18 protein-coding genes are annotated in these 14,463 nt (G+C 58.3%); 3 read left to right on the top strand and 15 right to left on the bottom strand.

The features are described 5' to 3' along the window. Positions 1-200 precede the first annotated feature (200 nt). The 14 genes from tolB to ruvC all read right to left on the bottom strand — a co-directional run bounded on the left by tolB (position 201) and on the right by ruvC (position 10,296). Entirely contained in the window at positions 201-1,508 is a 1,308-nt protein-coding gene (tolB, locus tag ASB66_RS15830) for a Tol-Pal system beta propeller repeat protein TolB (protein WP_015917021.1), read from the bottom strand. A 52-nt stretch (positions 1,509-1,560) separates the two neighbouring features. Then, the gene (locus ASB66_RS15825) at positions 1,561-2,730 is read right to left on the bottom strand and encodes a cell envelope integrity TolA family protein (protein ID WP_015917020.1); all 1,170 of its coding nucleotides are present in this window, start codon (positions 2,728-2,730) and stop codon (positions 1,561-1,563) included. 9 nt (positions 2,731-2,739) lie between these two features. Then, positions 2,740-3,198, bottom strand: a complete 459-nt coding sequence (gene tolR / locus ASB66_RS15820; RefSeq protein WP_015917019.1) for a protein TolR — start codon at positions 3,196-3,198, stop codon at positions 2,740-2,742. Between the two features lie 49 nt (positions 3,199-3,247). Further along, the gene (gene tolQ, locus ASB66_RS15815; protein WP_015917018.1) at positions 3,248-3,967 is read right to left on the bottom strand and encodes a protein TolQ; all 720 of its coding nucleotides are present in this window, start codon (positions 3,965-3,967) and stop codon (positions 3,248-3,250) included. A gap of 476 nt (positions 3,968-4,443) precedes the next feature. Then, complete coding sequence (gene ybgC / locus ASB66_RS15810) at positions 4,444-4,893, bottom strand: tol-pal system-associated acyl-CoA thioesterase (protein WP_060718215.1); 450 nt, start codon at positions 4,891-4,893, stop codon at positions 4,444-4,446. Between the two features lie 11 nt (positions 4,894-4,904). Beyond that, complete coding sequence (locus tag ASB66_RS15805) at positions 4,905-5,465, bottom strand: DinB family protein (RefSeq protein ID WP_060718214.1); 561 nt, start codon at positions 5,463-5,465, stop codon at positions 4,905-4,907. Continuing rightward, positions 5,455-5,964: an NUDIX hydrolase gene (locus ASB66_RS15800; RefSeq protein ID WP_060718213.1), complete on the bottom strand. Its 510-nt coding sequence runs from the start codon at positions 5,962-5,964 to the stop codon at positions 5,455-5,457. Before ASB66_RS15800 ends, ASB66_RS15805 begins: the two co-directional genes overlap by 11 nt. Next, positions 5,961-6,419, bottom strand: coding sequence for an NUDIX hydrolase (locus ASB66_RS15795; protein ID WP_234613072.1), 459 nt, complete (start codon positions 6,417-6,419; stop codon positions 5,961-5,963). The genes ASB66_RS15800 and ASB66_RS15795 overlap by 4 nt, the downstream gene beginning before the upstream one ends. Positions 6,420-6,480: 61 nt before the next feature. Beyond that, a complete protein-coding gene (locus ASB66_RS15790; RefSeq protein WP_060718211.1) occupies positions 6,481-7,371 on the bottom strand; it encodes a metallophosphoesterase in 891 nt (296 codons plus the stop codon). Then, the gene (ruvB, locus tag ASB66_RS15785) at positions 7,368-8,411 is read right to left on the bottom strand and encodes a Holliday junction branch migration DNA helicase RuvB (RefSeq protein ID WP_015917012.1); all 1,044 of its coding nucleotides are present in this window, start codon (positions 8,409-8,411) and stop codon (positions 7,368-7,370) included. The genes ASB66_RS15790 and ruvB overlap by 4 nt, the downstream gene beginning before the upstream one ends. Then, positions 8,408-8,806: a PIN domain-containing protein gene (locus ASB66_RS15780; RefSeq protein ID WP_060718210.1), complete on the bottom strand. Its 399-nt coding sequence runs from the start codon at positions 8,804-8,806 to the stop codon at positions 8,408-8,410. Before ASB66_RS15780 ends, ruvB begins: the two co-directional genes overlap by 4 nt. Then, the gene (locus tag ASB66_RS15775) at positions 8,803-9,063 is read right to left on the bottom strand and encodes an AbrB/MazE/SpoVT family DNA-binding domain-containing protein (RefSeq protein WP_060718209.1); all 261 of its coding nucleotides are present in this window, start codon (positions 9,061-9,063) and stop codon (positions 8,803-8,805) included. Before ASB66_RS15775 ends, ASB66_RS15780 begins: the two co-directional genes overlap by 4 nt. Before the next feature lie 80 nt (positions 9,064-9,143). Then, a complete protein-coding gene (ruvA, locus tag ASB66_RS15770) occupies positions 9,144-9,761 on the bottom strand; it encodes a Holliday junction branch migration protein RuvA (protein ID WP_060718208.1) in 618 nt (205 codons plus the stop codon). 25 nt (positions 9,762-9,786) lie between these two features. Next, positions 9,787-10,296: a crossover junction endodeoxyribonuclease RuvC gene (gene ruvC / locus ASB66_RS15765; protein ID WP_060718207.1), complete on the bottom strand. Its 510-nt coding sequence runs from the start codon at positions 10,294-10,296 to the stop codon at positions 9,787-9,789. 205 nt (positions 10,297-10,501) lie between these two features. On the opposite strand from ruvC, the gene ASB66_RS15760 reads away from it, so the two are divergent. From ASB66_RS15760 to olsE, 3 genes are all read left to right on the top strand, one after another. Further along, entirely contained in the window at positions 10,502-11,518 is a 1,017-nt protein-coding gene (locus ASB66_RS15760; RefSeq protein ID WP_060718206.1) for an LLM class flavin-dependent oxidoreductase, read from the top strand. 137 nt (positions 11,519-11,655) lie between these two features. After that, entirely contained in the window at positions 11,656-12,474 is an 819-nt protein-coding gene (locus ASB66_RS15755; protein ID WP_060718482.1) for an outer membrane protein, read from the top strand. A gap of 242 nt (positions 12,475-12,716) precedes the next feature. Then, entirely contained in the window at positions 12,717-13,703 is a 987-nt protein-coding gene (gene olsE / locus ASB66_RS15750; protein ID WP_060718205.1) for an ornithine lipid hydroxylase OlsE, read from the top strand. Here olsE and ASB66_RS15745 read toward each other — a convergent pair. Then, positions 13,640-14,230 carry a DoxX family protein gene (locus tag ASB66_RS15745; RefSeq protein ID WP_060718204.1) on the bottom strand — a complete coding sequence of 197 codons (591 nt, stop codon included), beginning with the start codon at positions 14,228-14,230 and terminating at the stop codon, positions 13,640-13,642. The two genes, olsE and ASB66_RS15745, sit on opposite strands and share 64 nt — an antisense overlap. Between the last annotated feature and the right edge of the window lie 233 nt (positions 14,231-14,463).

Genomic DNA, 14,463 nt, shown 5'->3' with positions numbered 1-14,463 from the left:
TCATTGTGCAGTGATGGTGGGCAGCCGGTTGGGCGGTCCGTGTGAGCAGTGCCGATTGACACTGGTGTCAATCGTGGTTGCCGAACTCTAATCAATCCTGGTTAACCAGAAGCAAACGGTCATGGTTAATCTTTACTTAATTCACGACCGGTCATCAAATGCAATCGCCTTCCGGCGTGAGCCGGAAGGCGATGATCATGCTATTCGAGAAGCGGCGACCATGCCGGGTCGGACGCAAAGCTCGGTGTTTTGACCAATTGCTCGTTATAGCCTGTCAGATCGATCGAGTAGAGCTGCGGCCCGCCGGAGCCTGCTGCCTGGCGGAAGAACATCAGTACGCGACCATTCGGTGCCCAGGTCGGGCCTTCATTATGGAAGCCGGTGGTCAAAAGCCGCTCACCCGAACCGTCCGGCTTCATCACGCCGATCGAGAATTTTCCGCCCGATTGCTTGGTAAAGGCGATCAAGTCTCCGCGGGGCGACCAGACCGGGGTGGAATAGGAGCCTTCACCGAAGGAAATGCGGGTCTGGCCGGAGCCGTCGGAATTCATCACGTAAAGCTGCTGGCGTCCGCCACGGTCGCTCTCAAACACGATCCGGCGTCCATCCGGCGCATAGGACGGCGAGGTATCGATGGCCGCCGTGCTGGTCAGCCGGGTGGTGGTGCGCGAGCGCAGGTCCATCGTGTAGATGTTACTGTTGGCGTCCTGTTGCAGGCTCATGATCACCCGCTGACCGTCCGGCGAAAAGCGCGGCGAGAAGGTCATGCCGGGGAAATTACCAACCACTTCGCGCTGTCCGGTTTCCAGTTGCAGCAGGTAAACGCGCGGCTGGTTGCCCTCGAAGGACATATAGGTGACTTCCTGGCGGTTCGGCGAAAAGCGCGGCGTCAGCACTAGGTTGGCGGTGTTGGTCAGCATCCGGACATTTTCGCCGTCCTGGTCCATGATGGCGAGCTGGCGCTTGCGGTCGGTCTTGGTGCCGCTTTCGGCCACGAAGACGATGCGGGTATCGAAATAGCCCTTTTCGCCGGTGATCCGCTCATAGATCGCGTCGGCGATGATATGGGCGACGCGCCGCCAGTTTTCCGGCTGGGTGTAGAATTGCTGGCCGCTCATCTGCTGGCCAGCATAGGTATCCCACAGGCGGAATTCGGCGCGCAACCGGCCGTCCCCTTCCTGGGTGATGCGACCGACTACCAACGCCTGGGCGTTCAGCACCGTCCAGTTCTGCATGTTGGGGGCCTGATCGGGATTGATCTGCTTGTCGATGAAGGCGCCGTGATTGACCGGGGCGAACAGGCCGGAGCGCTTGAGATCGGCCTCAACCACTGCCGAAATCTTCGCGCCGATGCCATTGGCCGACAGGAAATCGGGAATGGCGATCGGCATCGGCTCGACATTGCCCTTATTGATGTTGATCTCGACCAGCGCCATGGCCGGCGTGGCAAAGGCGCCCGCCATGCCGACGAGGACGATCAGGATACGCAGGAGTGAGAATGTCTTCATAAGGGCAAGCCTTTCAGCTTCTACATGAATTCGTGTGGGCATGAATTCGCTTTTACATGAATTCGCTTGGATCGAAGTTGACGACAACCTCGGACCAGGCATCGTATTTTTCAACGGGCAGGTTCTTGAACGGCACGGATTTCAGAATGGCGCGGCGCGCGCTTGAGATCATCACCTGCTGGGCGCTGGGCGATCCGCCGGTCGCCGTCACTTCCGGCTCGCCGATCAGATTGCCGCTCTCGTCCAGCTTGAAATGGGCGCGGATCACCATGCCCTGGGCATCGCCCATGCCTGACAGCACCGACCAGTTGTTCTGAATCGCGCCGCGCAGGGCGTCCATTTCACTCTGGCTGAGTGTCGATCCGCCCGTAGTCTTCTTGCCGCCCAGCGCCGCCTGTTCAGTGGAGCGCTTGGCGCCGCCGCCGGCTGCGTCGGTCTTGTTGAGCAGCGCGGCGATCTCGTCGGCGTTGAAGTCGCTTTCCTTGGACGATTTCGCCTTGGCTGCCTGCTGGTTCTTGTCAGCCTTCTTGACATCAGGCGCCTTGGCGGCCTCGGTCTTCGGCTTGGCTTCCGTTGGCTTCGGCTCAGGCGTCTTGGTCTCCGCAGGCTTTGGCGGCTCAGGCTTGGGCTTGGAGGCGGGCAGGGGAACGCTGGTTGGCAGCGGAATGTCCTCGGCCTTGGCGACTTCCTGCGGCTTGGCTTCCGGCTTCGGCTCGGGTTTGGCCTCCGGCTTTGGCGGCTCTGGCTTCGGCGGTTCAGGCTTTGGCTCGGGCGTCGGAGTCGGCACGTCCTTCGGCACGGGCACGGCTTCCTTGGAAGGGGCTACTGCCGTCTCTTCCTTGGCAATTTCCTTGACGTCATTGGTTTCATTGTCCTGCGTCGGCAGGACCTTGTCGACCTTTTCAGGAGCTGCTGCCGTTTCCTGCTGCGACGGCTTTTTCGATGGCGTCGGCGGGGTCTTCATGTCGACTTCGTTGTCGCCCATGTTTTCCGCGTTCTGAACGGTGCTTGGTTTTTTGGTCGGGGTGGGGGCCGATTTTTCGCGCTTCGGCGCTTTTTTATCACCCTGCTGGATCTGGGTCAGTTCCGAGATCGGCACAATATCGACGGGCAATGCCTCGACATCGGCGACTTGCATGGGCGCAGGCGCGCTAATCGTCACCAGCGCCATGGCCAGCAGCGTTGCGTGCAAAATCGCAGATGTGACGAGACTGCCTTTCATTTCGAAAGATCACTTGTCCTGTTCTTGCAGGGTCACAAGGCCGATATTCTTGTAGCCAGCCGAAGAAATGCGCGCCATGACCTTCATAACCGTGCCATAGGCAGCAGCCGTGTCGCCGCGTACATAGATGCGTTCATTGTAACCCGTGGTGGCGATAGCCTGGAGCTTGGGAACGATTTCCTCAAGCGGGATTGGGCTTTCCTGCAAATAGATTTCGCCAGCCGGATTGACCGAAATGGTGATCGGTTGCGTATCGGAATTCATGGCGCTGGCCTGGGTTTCCGGCAGGTCGATCGGCACGCCGACAGTCATCATCGGAGCCGCCACCATGAAGATAATCAGCAGCACCAGCATGACGTCAACCAGCGGCGTAACGTTGATTTCGCTCACGGGACCGCGCTTGCCGCCCCGGCGCCTGCTGCCGCGGCGGCCACCGCCGCCTCCATTTGCTCCTACCGACATGCCCATCTGATCAATTCCTTTCGCCGACCTTGCCCAGTCGTTCTAGACTGGAGCCTTATTCCGCCGCTTGGCGAGGCTGGAGCTTCTCATCGATCTGTCGCGACAGTATGGCGGAAAACTCGTCGGCAAAGCCTTCCATGCGCGAGGACAGTTTGCCCGCTTCGCCGGAAAATTTATTGTAGGCGATGACGGCCGGAATAGCGGCGACCAGACCGATCGCCGTTGCCAGCAGCGCCTCGGCGATACCGGGGGCAACGACAGCCAGATTGGTGGATTTCGAACCGGCAATCGCCTGGAACGAGGTCATGATACCGATAACCGTGCCGAACAGACCGATGAAGGGACCAGCCGAACCGATTGTAGCCAGCGACCCCAGACGGGCTTCGAAATGTTCAGCTTCGCGCGCCATGGTGACATCCATCGAACGATCGATACGCATCTGCAAGCCGATGGGCGAACGCGCGCCGCGCTCGAAGCTCTTCTTCCACTCCCGCATGGCGGAGACGAAAATGGCCGCCAGTCCGGTATTGTTGCGCTCGGCCAGCGTGCGATACAATTCTTCCAGCGACTGGCCGGACCAGAACACCTGTTCGAACTGGTCGAACTGGCGGCGCGCCTTGGCGAAGCTGACATATTTGTCGATGACGATGGCCCAGGTCCAGACGGAGGCGCCCAGAAGCCCGATCATCACGATTTTCACGACCCAGCCTGCCTGCATGAACAGGGCCCAAAGGCTTACGTCGTGGCTTGCGGCTGCCAATCCTACTTGTTCCATCGCTACCGTTCCTAAAATCCAGACGCCCGGACGTAAAGAGACCGGGCGGATTTACAGCTTTATTTGCGCATCACGCGGGCTTGCGCAAACAACGCTGTAACAAATTCGTTTTTCTATGCAATCATATCTGCACTATCAGGCAGTGTGATCGATCATGCACTTTTGTATGACTGATGTGCCGATAGGCGCGGTGGCGTTTCATCAACGCGATCCGCCATCCCCAAAGCACCCAGCTTGCCTTTTTGCCGCTAAATTTGGTCAAAGGAAGGCGTGCGGCGCACAAAGCACCGCAGGGTTAGTAAGACATCATTATTGTTAACGATAGGTTATCACAGCCTATCCAATAATCGCCGCTGACCGCCCGCAAATGGTAATTTCTGCGCTTGCCTGATACGTCAGCATTTTAGAGCGAAAAACCGCTCCGGTTCTCGAAATCACCATTTTCGCCAGGCCAGCAGCAATTCTTGACCAGACTGTCAGCCTGGGGTGAAGCCGAGGAACTTCTCGGCAATCGTCTCGGGCAGGCGGCGCGGACGCCCAAATTTGTTAACGACGGCAATCACCACTTTTGCTTCGATCAACCGGCGGTCACCACTGTTGATGGTTTGCCGCAGCACCATCTTGGCGCCCCCGGCCTTTTCGGTGATGGTCTCGATAACAAGGATATCGTCCATCCGCGCCGGGCTTTTGAAATCCAGCTCCATGCGGTGCACGACGAAAACCAACCCTTCCTCATCGGCATTGATCAGCTCGCTCTGTTCGCAGCCCAGGCAGCGCAGGTAATCGGTGCGCCCGCGCTCAAGAAAATGCAGATAGCGGGCATGATAGACCAGCCCGGAAAAATCCGTGTCCTCATAATAGACCCGCTGGACGAGACGATGGCCACCTTCGATCAGTTGGCCGGAAATGGAAAATTCAGGGTTCATAGTTTGCCTTTTCAATGACCGAGATCGGCTTCGGTCCAACCCAGCTTTCGCATATCATCGGCCCTGTCGCGGAAATCCGTCGCTGTTATGAACTCATCGAGTTGCGGCGGCTTGACACTGGTGCCAGTCAGCATGGCATGGACCTGACCGCGATGATGGGTTTGATGGTGGAACAGATGGAAGAGAAGATCGTCACACCGTTCAATTTGCAGCCTCGTCCCGCGATGTACAGTGACGTCTTGGGCAAGCGTGTCGGCGGTGAGGGCATCGCATAGGCTTAGAAGACGCTGATCGACAGCGGATTGGGCCTTGTGCAGGGTGCCAATCGTTTCAAAAGGCTCTTCATTGTCAAACGCCGCCGGACCAAGTGTGCCGCCTTCCAAAGCATCCACGTAGAACCAATCGACGGTCAAAATGTGGTTGAGGGTTGCCTTAATGGAGGGGAAGAAGCTGGTGCGCGGCGCTTCAAACTCACCCGGTTGAAGCTGCGCGCAGGCACCCAGCAATCTCGCATTGGCCAAGGTATTGTTACGGGCCATCTTGCGAAAGATACGGCAGGGATCAATGGTCATTGCTGTCCTCATCCACAATCAAGTGTTCTGCACGCTCTGGCAACTGACCCATATAATTGCCCAGAAAGGCTGGCCGGATATCAAAAGCTGCAAAGGCTGCTGCGGTTGCTGGCACCCAGCGAAACAGCACTTCGGTTGGACCATCCACCACGCGATGGACAATATCATCACGGTGGAAGGGCAGGGGCACATCCATGTTCAGGAGATAGTAAAATCCCAGTTCGTGGGCGCGGTAATCATCAAAAGAAAAGAAAACCTCAGTCGTGAACAGCAGGCGCTTGATGGATACCGTGCGGTCGATTTCCTCCTGCATTTCGCGGATAATCGTCTGCTCGCTGCTTTCACCAATTTCTGCCCGGCCACCGGGCAATGCCCAATAAGTTTCATTGACGCTTCTTTGCACCAGCAAATGGTCGTTTTGCAGGATCACGCCCGCCACCCGGAAGGTAAACAATAGCGGCTTTTTATCCAGCCGGATCATGTGGCGCTCAAGGGTCATTTGTCGTCCAGATTACCATCGTCCCAGACCAGATGGCGGGCTGCTGTGGGCAGAGTTTCGATCTCTTCGGCGATGAAATAAGGCGGGATATCCATTGCGGTCAACGCCTGTTTGGTGGCTTTTGCCCATTTGAATTCCAGCGCGTTCTTTCCATCCTGGATGCGGTGAATGATGTCCGTCTCGTGGAAGGGCAGGGTGTCTGGCAGGTGCATCAGATAATAATAGCCCAGTTCGTGCCAGTCGCGGCCTTCGTAGTGGAAGAAGTTTTCGACGCTCCACAGCAGCCGGTCGATCCTGGCCTCGACGCCGAGTTCCTCGACCATTTCCCTCTTCAAGGTGTCCTGCGAGGTCTCGCCGATTTCGGCGCGGCCACCGGGAAAGGTCCAGAATTTTTCATGCACGGCGCGATGCACCAGCACATGGCCATTGCGAAAAGCCAGACCAGCAATGCGCATCTGGAAGATGCGGTTCAGTTGCTTGATCCGGATGCGATTGTCCTTCGCCACGTGCTCGTCCTTAAACCAGATCGATGACTAGTATTTCCGGCGGTGAGCCGAACCGGATCGGTGCGACGGAACAACCAAGCCCGCCGGAGACGATGATATTGCGGCCATTTTCCTCGCGATGGCCATAGACATAGCGTGAGCCGAAGCGTGATGGCACGACCGGTGTCCAGCCGAACAGATTGACCTGACCGCCATGGGTATGGCCCGAAAGCGTCAGCGAGACCCGATCCGGCACGGTGGGGAAAATATCCGGTTCATGGGCCAGCAGGATGACTGGGGCATTGTCGGTCACCTTGGCCAGCGTGCCGGGTAGGTCGTCGAGGCCGCGCATCCGGTGATTGCCGGTCAGATAGGCCCATTGGTCTTCCAGCCCGGCCACCCAGAAAGGCTGAGCTTCCGACCCCAACCGCACCGCGCTGTTCGACATGGCATTGATGCCGACGCTGCGCAGCGCCCGATGGGCCATGGTTTCCGGCAGGCGTTGAAGCTGCGCCTCGGTATCCTGCCACCAGTCGTGATTGCCGCAGACGGCATGGACGCCATAGGGTGCTTTCAGCACGGAGAGCGCCTTGGACCACTGCTCTGGTGGCACCACGCCCGTCACCAGTTTCATGCCAGACATGTAATCGCCCAGCAGCAGGATGACATCGCCGCCCAGCGTATTGGCATGTTCGCAAATCCGGGCGATCCGCTCGGCCGGCATCCAGGGCTGACAGGCATGGAAATCGGCAAGCGCGACAATCCGCAGGCTTTGGCCCTTTGGCCAGCCGGGTGGGGAGAGTTTGTAGCGCGTGGTTTCCAGCCGCAGCAACGGCTCCACCGCCCCTGCATAGCCGCCAAGCGACAGAATGCCGGCGGCACTGCCCGCCAGCAGCTTGAAAAACGTCCGTCTGGTTATCAATCGTCATCCTCAAGGGTCAGGCGGAACTGCGCGGCCTCCATATCTTTCGGCGGCATCAGGCCCAGATGTTTCCAGGCAATCGCGGTCAGAACGCGGCCACGCGGCGTGCGCTGGATAAAACCCTGCTGGATCATATAGGGCTCGATAATATCCTCGATGGCGTCGCGCGGTTCGGACAGGCCAGCGGCAATGGTTTCAATGCCGACTGGCCCCCCACCAAAATTGACTGCAATCATGGTCAAATAACGAGTGTCGAGCTGATCGAGACCCATATTATCCACAAGTAACCGCGTGAGCGCCTCATCGGCGATCTCACGGGTGACGGCGGGGGCACGGGCAACTTCGGCAAAATCGCGAACCCGGCGCAGCAACCGCCCGGCAATGCGCGGCGTGCCGCGCGCCCGCCGAGCAATTTCGCGCGCCCCGTCATCGGTCATGCCTAACCCCATCAGGCGCGCGCCGCGCCGCACGATCAGCTCCAGTTCCTCGACCGTATAGAAGGACAGCCGCACCGGAATGCCGAACCGGTCGCGCAAGGGCGTGGTCAACAGGCCAAGCCGGGTGGTGGCGGCGACCAGGGTGAATTTGGAAAGGTCGATTTTCACCGAGCGCGCCGCGGGGCCCTCGCCGATGATCAGGTCGAGCTGGAAATCCTCCATGGCCGGATAGAGGATTTCCTCCACCGCCGGGCTCAAGCGATGGATTTCATCGATAAACAGGACGTCGCGCTCTTCGAGATTGGTGAGGAGGGCCGCGAGATCCCCCGCCTTGGCGATGACAGGGCCTGACGTCGAGCGGAAATTGACACCGAGTTCCTTGGCCATGATCTGCGCCAATGTCGTCTTTCCCAGGCCGGGCGGGCCGACAAACAGCACGTGATCCAGCGCTTCGCCCCGGTTCTTGGCCGCCTCGATGAAGATCTTCAGATTGGCGCGGGCTTCCGCCTGGCCGGTAAAGTCGTCCAGCGTCTGGGGGCGCAGCGCCGAATCGACGTCTTCGCCGCGCTTTTCCGGGGTGAGGACAGGGTTTTGAGCGCTCATGCGAGGAGTTCCATATGGGGGACGGTTCGTGCGGCTTTCCGGTCGAATGTCATGGTTGTCCGACATCCAAGCTCTCTGTTCTTGAGAGCAATGAAAATATCGGCGAATTCCTCGCTGCTGCGATCCATTTCATCCAATGTCAGTTCTATGACATTTTCGTCTTCAAGCACGAGATTTTCAGAATCGAGAAATCCAGACAGGATGATCTTCAATTCTTCTTTTGACATTTTGGCCTGTCGGCGTGCCGTCCAGATGAACTCCAACAAAACTGCGCTATTGACGAAGCCAGGCTGGTCCTGGGTCAGACTACCGGCCAGTGCAAGCGCCTGTTTGGTTTGAATGTCATCGTCCTGCATGGTGAGGCGCAGCAGAATATTGGTGTCGATGCCGATCATTCTCGGCCCATCACGTGGTCCACAATGGCGTCACCGATCGCCTCATCCATTTCCTCGATCGTCAGGGTGGGCATGCCGGGACGATGCAGAATACCGGCCAGATCGATCAACCGCTTGTTCTTGGCTTTCAGCGTGACTTCACCGTTTTTCACCACGTAGCGAATCCGGTCACCGGGCTTCAGCTTCAACAGCTCCCTGATTTCGGCTGGGACCGTGGTTTGACCTTTGGAGGTCATTGTTGCGTAGAAGACGTTCATGCGGATCCTCCTTGGTCTGACCGGCTAAAAAATTCCTTACTTTTCCACAATAGTAAGGAATCTTGCCAAAAGCAAGGAAATCACCGCGACAGCTCCTTCAAGCCTAACCGGATCAGTTTGGCACTATCGGCGCCTTCACCACCGTTTTTCAACGCGGCGGCGATGGCGTTGGCGGCCTGGTCTCGGGAATAGCCCAGATTGGTCAGAGCTGACACCGCGTCGGAAATCGGGGCGGAGGCAACCCCTTCACCCAGTTCCTGCTTGAGGCCGATGGTGCTTCCGGCATCCCCGGTGAAGGCCGGAGCCTTGTTTTTCAATTCGGTAACGAGGCGCAGCGCCACTTTCGGGCCAACGCCTGGGGCTCTGGCAATGGCGGGTTTGTCCTGGAGAGCGATGGCATTGGCGAGTTCCGAGGGGGTGAGGGTGGCCAAAATCGCCAGCGCCACCTTGGCGCCGACGCCTTGGACGCTTTGCAGCAGGTTAAACCATTCCCGCTCCAGCGCGCTCATGAAGCCGAACAATTTCAGCTGATCCTCGCGCACATAGGTCTCGATGAACAGCACGATGGCCTCGCCGGGCGACCCTAGTCGCGCCAGGGTGCGGGACGAACAATGCGCGACGTAACAGACCCCGTGCACATCGACCAGCACATGGTCGTCGCCAATCTCGTCAATGGTGCCTTTGAGCTTGCCAATCATATGCCATATCCAATGAAAAGAGTGATTATCCCACCAGCGCCCGGCGCATCCGTTCACCACCACGATTATGCGCGTGACAGATGGCGATGGCCAAGGCATCGGCTGCATCATTGCCCTTGAATTCCGCCTTTGGCATCAGGATCTTCAGCATCATATGGATCTGCTGCTTATCGCCATGGCCGACGCCGATCACCGATTTCTTCACCGCATTCGGGGCATATTCCGCCACCGGCAATCCGGCACGGGCTGGCACCAGCATGGCAATTCCACGCGCCTGGCCAAGCTTCAGCGTGGCAACCGCGTCCTTGTTGACGAAGGTCTGTTCTACCGCTGCTTCATCGGGCTGGTGGAGATGCACCACATCGGCCAGCCCATCATGCAGCTGACACAGTCTGGACGCCAGATCCATATCGCCATCGGACATGACTGTACCGGACGCGATGAAGCGCAGCGAATTGCCCAACGTCTCGATAACACCCCAGCCGGTGCGGCGCAGGCCAGGATCGATACCGATAATGCGAATCGCGCTTGTCATGGAAAAATCCTAATCCGTTTCAAGCCAGATGTGCCAGCAAAAAGTGAACAAAACAAAAACATTCACTGTGGATTGGGCGTCGGCGTGCTCACGTTCCAAGAGACTGCCTCGTAAAGATGTGATCGCGCCTTTCCTGTGGCCGCCTCTGGTATTGGCATCAGGAGTACATAGATAAAGTCATATCCTCTCATCTGGAGCGCGCTTTATGACATCTGGAAAAACCGTGCCGATTTCCATTCTGGACCTGTCGCCCATCGCAGAAGGGCAGAGCGTGTCGGATGCGCTTTCGGCTTCACGGCGCATGGCCGTTGCGGCTGAAGAGCATGGTTACACGCGGTTCTGGCTGGCCGAACATCATGGCATGCCGGGCATTGCCAGTGCGGCGACCGCAATTGTCATTGCCCATGTCGGGGCGGCAACCAAACGGATTCGCATCGGCTCCGGCGGCATCATGCTGCCCAATCATTCGCCGATGGTGATTGCCGAGCAATTCGGCACGCTCTCGGCGCTGTTTCCGGGCCGGGTCGATCTGGGTCTCGGACGGGCGCCCGGCACCGATATGCGCACGGCCCGCGCCTTGCGCCGCAATATGGAGGCGGGCGTGGATAACTTCCCCCAGGATGTTCAGGAGCTGCAATTGCTGCTGGGGCCGCCGGTTGGCGATGGCAGCCTGATGGCGGTGCCCGGTGTGAACAGTGATGTGGCGGTGTGGCTGCTGGGTTCCAGCCTTTATAGCGCCCATCTGGCGGCGGCGCTGGGTCTTCCCTATGCCTTTGCGTCGCATTTCGCCCCGGATCAATTGTTTGAGGCGATCTCGATCTACCGTGATCGCTTCCAGCCATCCGAGGCCCTCGATAAGCCTTATATGGTTGTCGGTGTGATGGGCGCTATCGCCGAAACGGATCAGGAGGCGCGGCGCCTGTTTACCTCTGCCCAGCAGCAATTCATCAACCTGCGGCGCAATGTGCGCAGCCAGTTTCCTCGCCCGGTCGAGACCATGGAGGGCTTGTGGAGCGAGATGGAACGCTTTGGCGTCGAGCATACGCTGCAACATGCCGTGGTCGGCGGCCCGGTGACGGCGGCTGAAAAGCTGTCCCGCTTCCTGAAAAATACCGGTGCTGATGAAGTGATTGTCTCCATGCCGATCCACGATATCGAGGCACGGTTGACGTCGGTTCGGCTGTTTGCCGATTTGCAGCGTCAGGCCTGCGAGGCGGCGTGACGGCCTGAAAAACGGCGAAATGCGATCCCGGCATGGTTAAGCAACAGACTTAATGAGGTCTTAACCTTTGCCCTTCATTATCCAGGGTTGAAACCTGGGGCGTGGCCCCGTTATCCTTTGATTTTGGGGCCTTTCTCATGAAAAGACATCTATTGGCACTGTTTGCCGCCGGCATTCTGGCCGGTCCGGTAAGCGCCGCCGACGTCTATCAGCCAGAACCGCCGCCGCAGGACGCTCCGGAAGTGCGGGTTGCTGAGACGTCCGGCTGGTATCTGCGTGGCGATATCGGTTATTCCTTCAACCAGTTGCGCGGCGCGAAGTTCTACCAGGGCTCCAATGCCAATCAGGCCAGTTTCGACCGGCATGATCTCGATAACAGCTACACGCTGGGAGGCGGTGTCGGATACCAGATCAACAGTCATCTGCGCACCGATGTAACCTTCGACTATCTCGGCAAGTCGGATTTCACCGGCTCGACCCACGGGTCCTGCGGCGTATCCAGCGCCTGTACCTCGCGTGACCTGTCCTCCTTGCAGGCCTATACGCTGATGGCCAATGCCTATGTGGATCTCGGCACCTACGCCTCGTTCACGCCCTATGTCGGCGCGGGTATCGGCGGCTCCTATGTCAAATGGGACAAGCTGAAGAACACCTCCTGCGCCGATGACGGCAGTGGTTGCGATGGCAGCGAAGAGCATGGGGGCCGGGGTAGCTGGCGCTTTGCCTATCAGCTGATGGTCGGCACCTCCATCGACATTACCTGCGACTGGAAGGCCGATATCGGCTATCGCTTCCGCCAGACGACGGGTGGTAGCATGTTCGGCTACAAGGCCAATGGCGGTCCCGGCAGTGACAAGGGCTTTTACAGCCACGACCTGCATGTCGGCGCTCGCTACCAGTTCGGCGGCTGCCCGACGCCTGTCGCCTATGAGCCGCCGCCTCTCGTCTATAAGTGATCCGGCTTAACGCCTGCGCATGCTGGTCAGGATAGCACCGGCTCGATTTTGAAAAGGTGCCGTGCGTTCGAAAGGACGCACGGCATTTTGTTGTTTCTCATAACTGTCTGCCCTCTTGCATTTACGATACTGTCCCATAAAGCTAACCGCACAGGAACGGCTGCTTGACGAAGGATCTCGTCCGTCAATGGGCTTTTCTGCCCTGATTTAGATCACCACTGTCAATTTCGTGAACGGTCAAAATGAAAATACTCGCTTCCTTCCTGGTATGGCCGGGCGTGTTTGTGTTCGGGCTGACGGGCTCCTATTTCGCTTTTTCCAGTCCTCATCCGCTGCTTGGCTTCGTTGCCGTCTATCTCTGCGCTTTCGGTCTTCTGGCGCTCAGCGAGCGGTTCCTGCCGTATGAGCCAACCTGGTTGGAGGGCGATGGCGAGACCGTCAACGATGTCGCCCATACGCTGTTGACCAAGGGTCTGGTCGAGTTTCTATCGGGTCTGACGGTGATTTTCCCGATGGCCGCCGCCCGTGTGTTGCAGCCGTTGACGGCGCTGGAATTTCACCTTTGGCCAACCGGCCTGCCCATGGTTTTACAGGTGGTTCTGGGGCTTATTGTTGCTGAATTCGGTCTTTACTGGGCGCATCGGATTGCCCATGAACGGCTGTTTTTCTGGCGGTTCCATGCGCTTCACCACAGTGTGACCAGGCTTTGGGTGGTCAATACCGGCCGTTTCCATGTGATGGATTCACTGTTCAAGGTGGCACTCAGCCAATTGCCACTTTATCTGCTTGGTGCGCCCGTCGCTGTCTTTCTCTGGGTCGGTGCGGCCACCGCGTTCATCGGCATCCTCACCCATTGCAATGTTGCGGTGCGCACCGGCATTCTCGACTTGGTGTTCAGCACGCCGCGCCTGCATCGCTGGCACCATTCGAAGATTTTGCGCGAAGGCAATACCAATTACGGTGAAAACCTGGTGCTCTTCGACCAGATATTCGGGACCTATTACAATCCCGAACACGGACCCAGCACCAATATTGGCATCAGCGGCACGGTGGCCAAGGGCTTTGTCGGTCAATTGGTCCAGCCCTTCACACTGAAGGGCCAGCGGCAGATTCTCGGGGCTCGGCCGGTCGAGGAGGGGGCTCTCGCACCCCCCGATGTTATCGCTCAGAACTCGCGCTTGACCAGCAACCTGTCGACCGACAGCGCGCCGCCGCCGAAGGCCGCGTAAAACAGCGCACCGCCGGTCCAGAACAGCGAGGCAAGCTCGGCCTTGGTCTGCACCTGTTCCAGGAAGGTGGTGTCGCCATCGGCAAGCCGCTTGACGGCTTCGGGGGTGAACAACGTGGCACCGCTTTTAAGAGCGTCAATGCCCTCTTGCGTCAGGAATGCATGGCCGTAGGGGAACTTGACGTGAAACCACAGGGTGATGGCCAGCATGACACCATTGGCGAGCGCGATTGGCCGCGTAAAAAGCCCGATTATAATCAGGAAGCCGCCGAAAAACTGCATGGCGGCCAACATTGGCGACCAGAGCCAGCCGGGATAAAATCCGAGATTTTCCACGAAACCAACCTGCGCCATCGGCGCCATGATCTTCGGATAGCCCTCGATGACCAGCATGGCGCCGATGGCGATCCGGAAAGCCGTAAACGCCAGCGGCTCGGCAAATCCCTCATAGAATTTTTCCATGACCGGCAGAAACAGCCGGGTTTTAAGCGGTTTGTCGGGGGTGGAATAAAGTGTTTGAATTGTCATGGCAAACCTCAATACGTTTCATATTGTGTGTAGGAGGATGTTACATGTGTCCGGCTGGCCGCTGTTGATCTCGGTCAATAAGGTTCACGCGATCCGGGTACCGCTGCGGTCCGGTTGTGCGTTTTTCGCGCAGTGACCTTGTCTTTCGGAAGGTCCCGCTTTGCGGAGAGGTTGGCGGCGGCGGATTGTCGCTGTCGGGCCGAGAAAAGTCGCTTGACGAAAATCGTGAACTC

Source organism: Gillisella vitis (assembly GCF_001541345.2).
Classification (GTDB): domain Bacteria; phylum Pseudomonadota; class Alphaproteobacteria; order Rhizobiales; family Rhizobiaceae; genus Allorhizobium; species Allorhizobium vitis.
This window is presented reverse-complemented; position numbering and strand designations above follow the sequence as displayed.

Bases quoted from the DNA above. Each gene is read 5' to 3' on its own strand.
- ASB66_RS15745 (WP_060718204.1), bottom strand. From the start codon at position 14,230: ATGACAATTCAAACACTTTATTCCACCCCCGACAAACCGCTTAAAACC.
- ASB66_RS15800 (WP_060718213.1), bottom strand. From the start codon at position 5,964: ATGACCCTTGAGCGCCACATGATCCGGCTGGATAAAAAGCCGCTATTG.
- olsE (WP_060718205.1), top strand. From the start codon at position 12,717: ATGAAAATACTCGCTTCCTTCCTGGTATGGCCGGGCGTGTTTGTGTTC.
- tolB (WP_015917021.1), bottom strand. From the start codon at position 1,508: ATGAAGACATTCTCACTCCTGCGTATCCTGATCGTCCTCGTCGGCATG.
- tolR (WP_015917019.1), bottom strand. From the start codon at position 3,198: ATGGGCATGTCGGTAGGAGCAAATGGAGGCGGCGGTGGCCGCCGCGGC.
- ruvB (WP_015917012.1), bottom strand. From the start codon at position 8,411: ATGAGCGCTCAAAACCCTGTCCTCACCCCGGAAAAGCGCGGCGAAGAC.
- ruvA (WP_060718208.1), bottom strand. From the start codon at position 9,761: ATGATTGGCAAGCTCAAAGGCACCATTGACGAGATTGGCGACGACCAT.
- ybgC (WP_060718215.1), bottom strand. From the start codon at position 4,893: ATGAACCCTGAATTTTCCATTTCCGGCCAACTGATCGAAGGTGGCCAT.
- ruvC (WP_060718207.1), bottom strand. From the start codon at position 10,296: ATGACAAGCGCGATTCGCATTATCGGTATCGATCCTGGCCTGCGCCGC.
- tolQ (WP_015917018.1), bottom strand. From the start codon at position 3,967: ATGGAACAAGTAGGATTGGCAGCCGCAAGCCACGACGTAAGCCTTTGG.
- ASB66_RS15795 (WP_234613072.1), bottom strand. From the start codon at position 6,419: ATGCGCATTGCTGGTCTGGCTTTTCGCAATGGCCATGTGCTGGTGCAT.
- ASB66_RS15825 (WP_015917020.1), bottom strand. From the start codon at position 2,730: ATGAAAGGCAGTCTCGTCACATCTGCGATTTTGCACGCAACGCTGCTG.
- ASB66_RS15755 (WP_060718482.1), top strand. From the start codon at position 11,656: ATGAAAAGACATCTATTGGCACTGTTTGCCGCCGGCATTCTGGCCGGT.
- ASB66_RS15760 (WP_060718206.1), top strand. From the start codon at position 10,502: ATGACATCTGGAAAAACCGTGCCGATTTCCATTCTGGACCTGTCGCCC.
- ASB66_RS15805 (WP_060718214.1), bottom strand. From the start codon at position 5,465: ATGACCATTGATCCCTGCCGTATCTTTCGCAAGATGGCCCGTAACAAT.
- ASB66_RS15780 (WP_060718210.1), bottom strand. From the start codon at position 8,806: ATGATCGGCATCGACACCAATATTCTGCTGCGCCTCACCATGCAGGAC.
- ASB66_RS15775 (WP_060718209.1), bottom strand. From the start codon at position 9,063: ATGAACGTCTTCTACGCAACAATGACCTCCAAAGGTCAAACCACGGTC.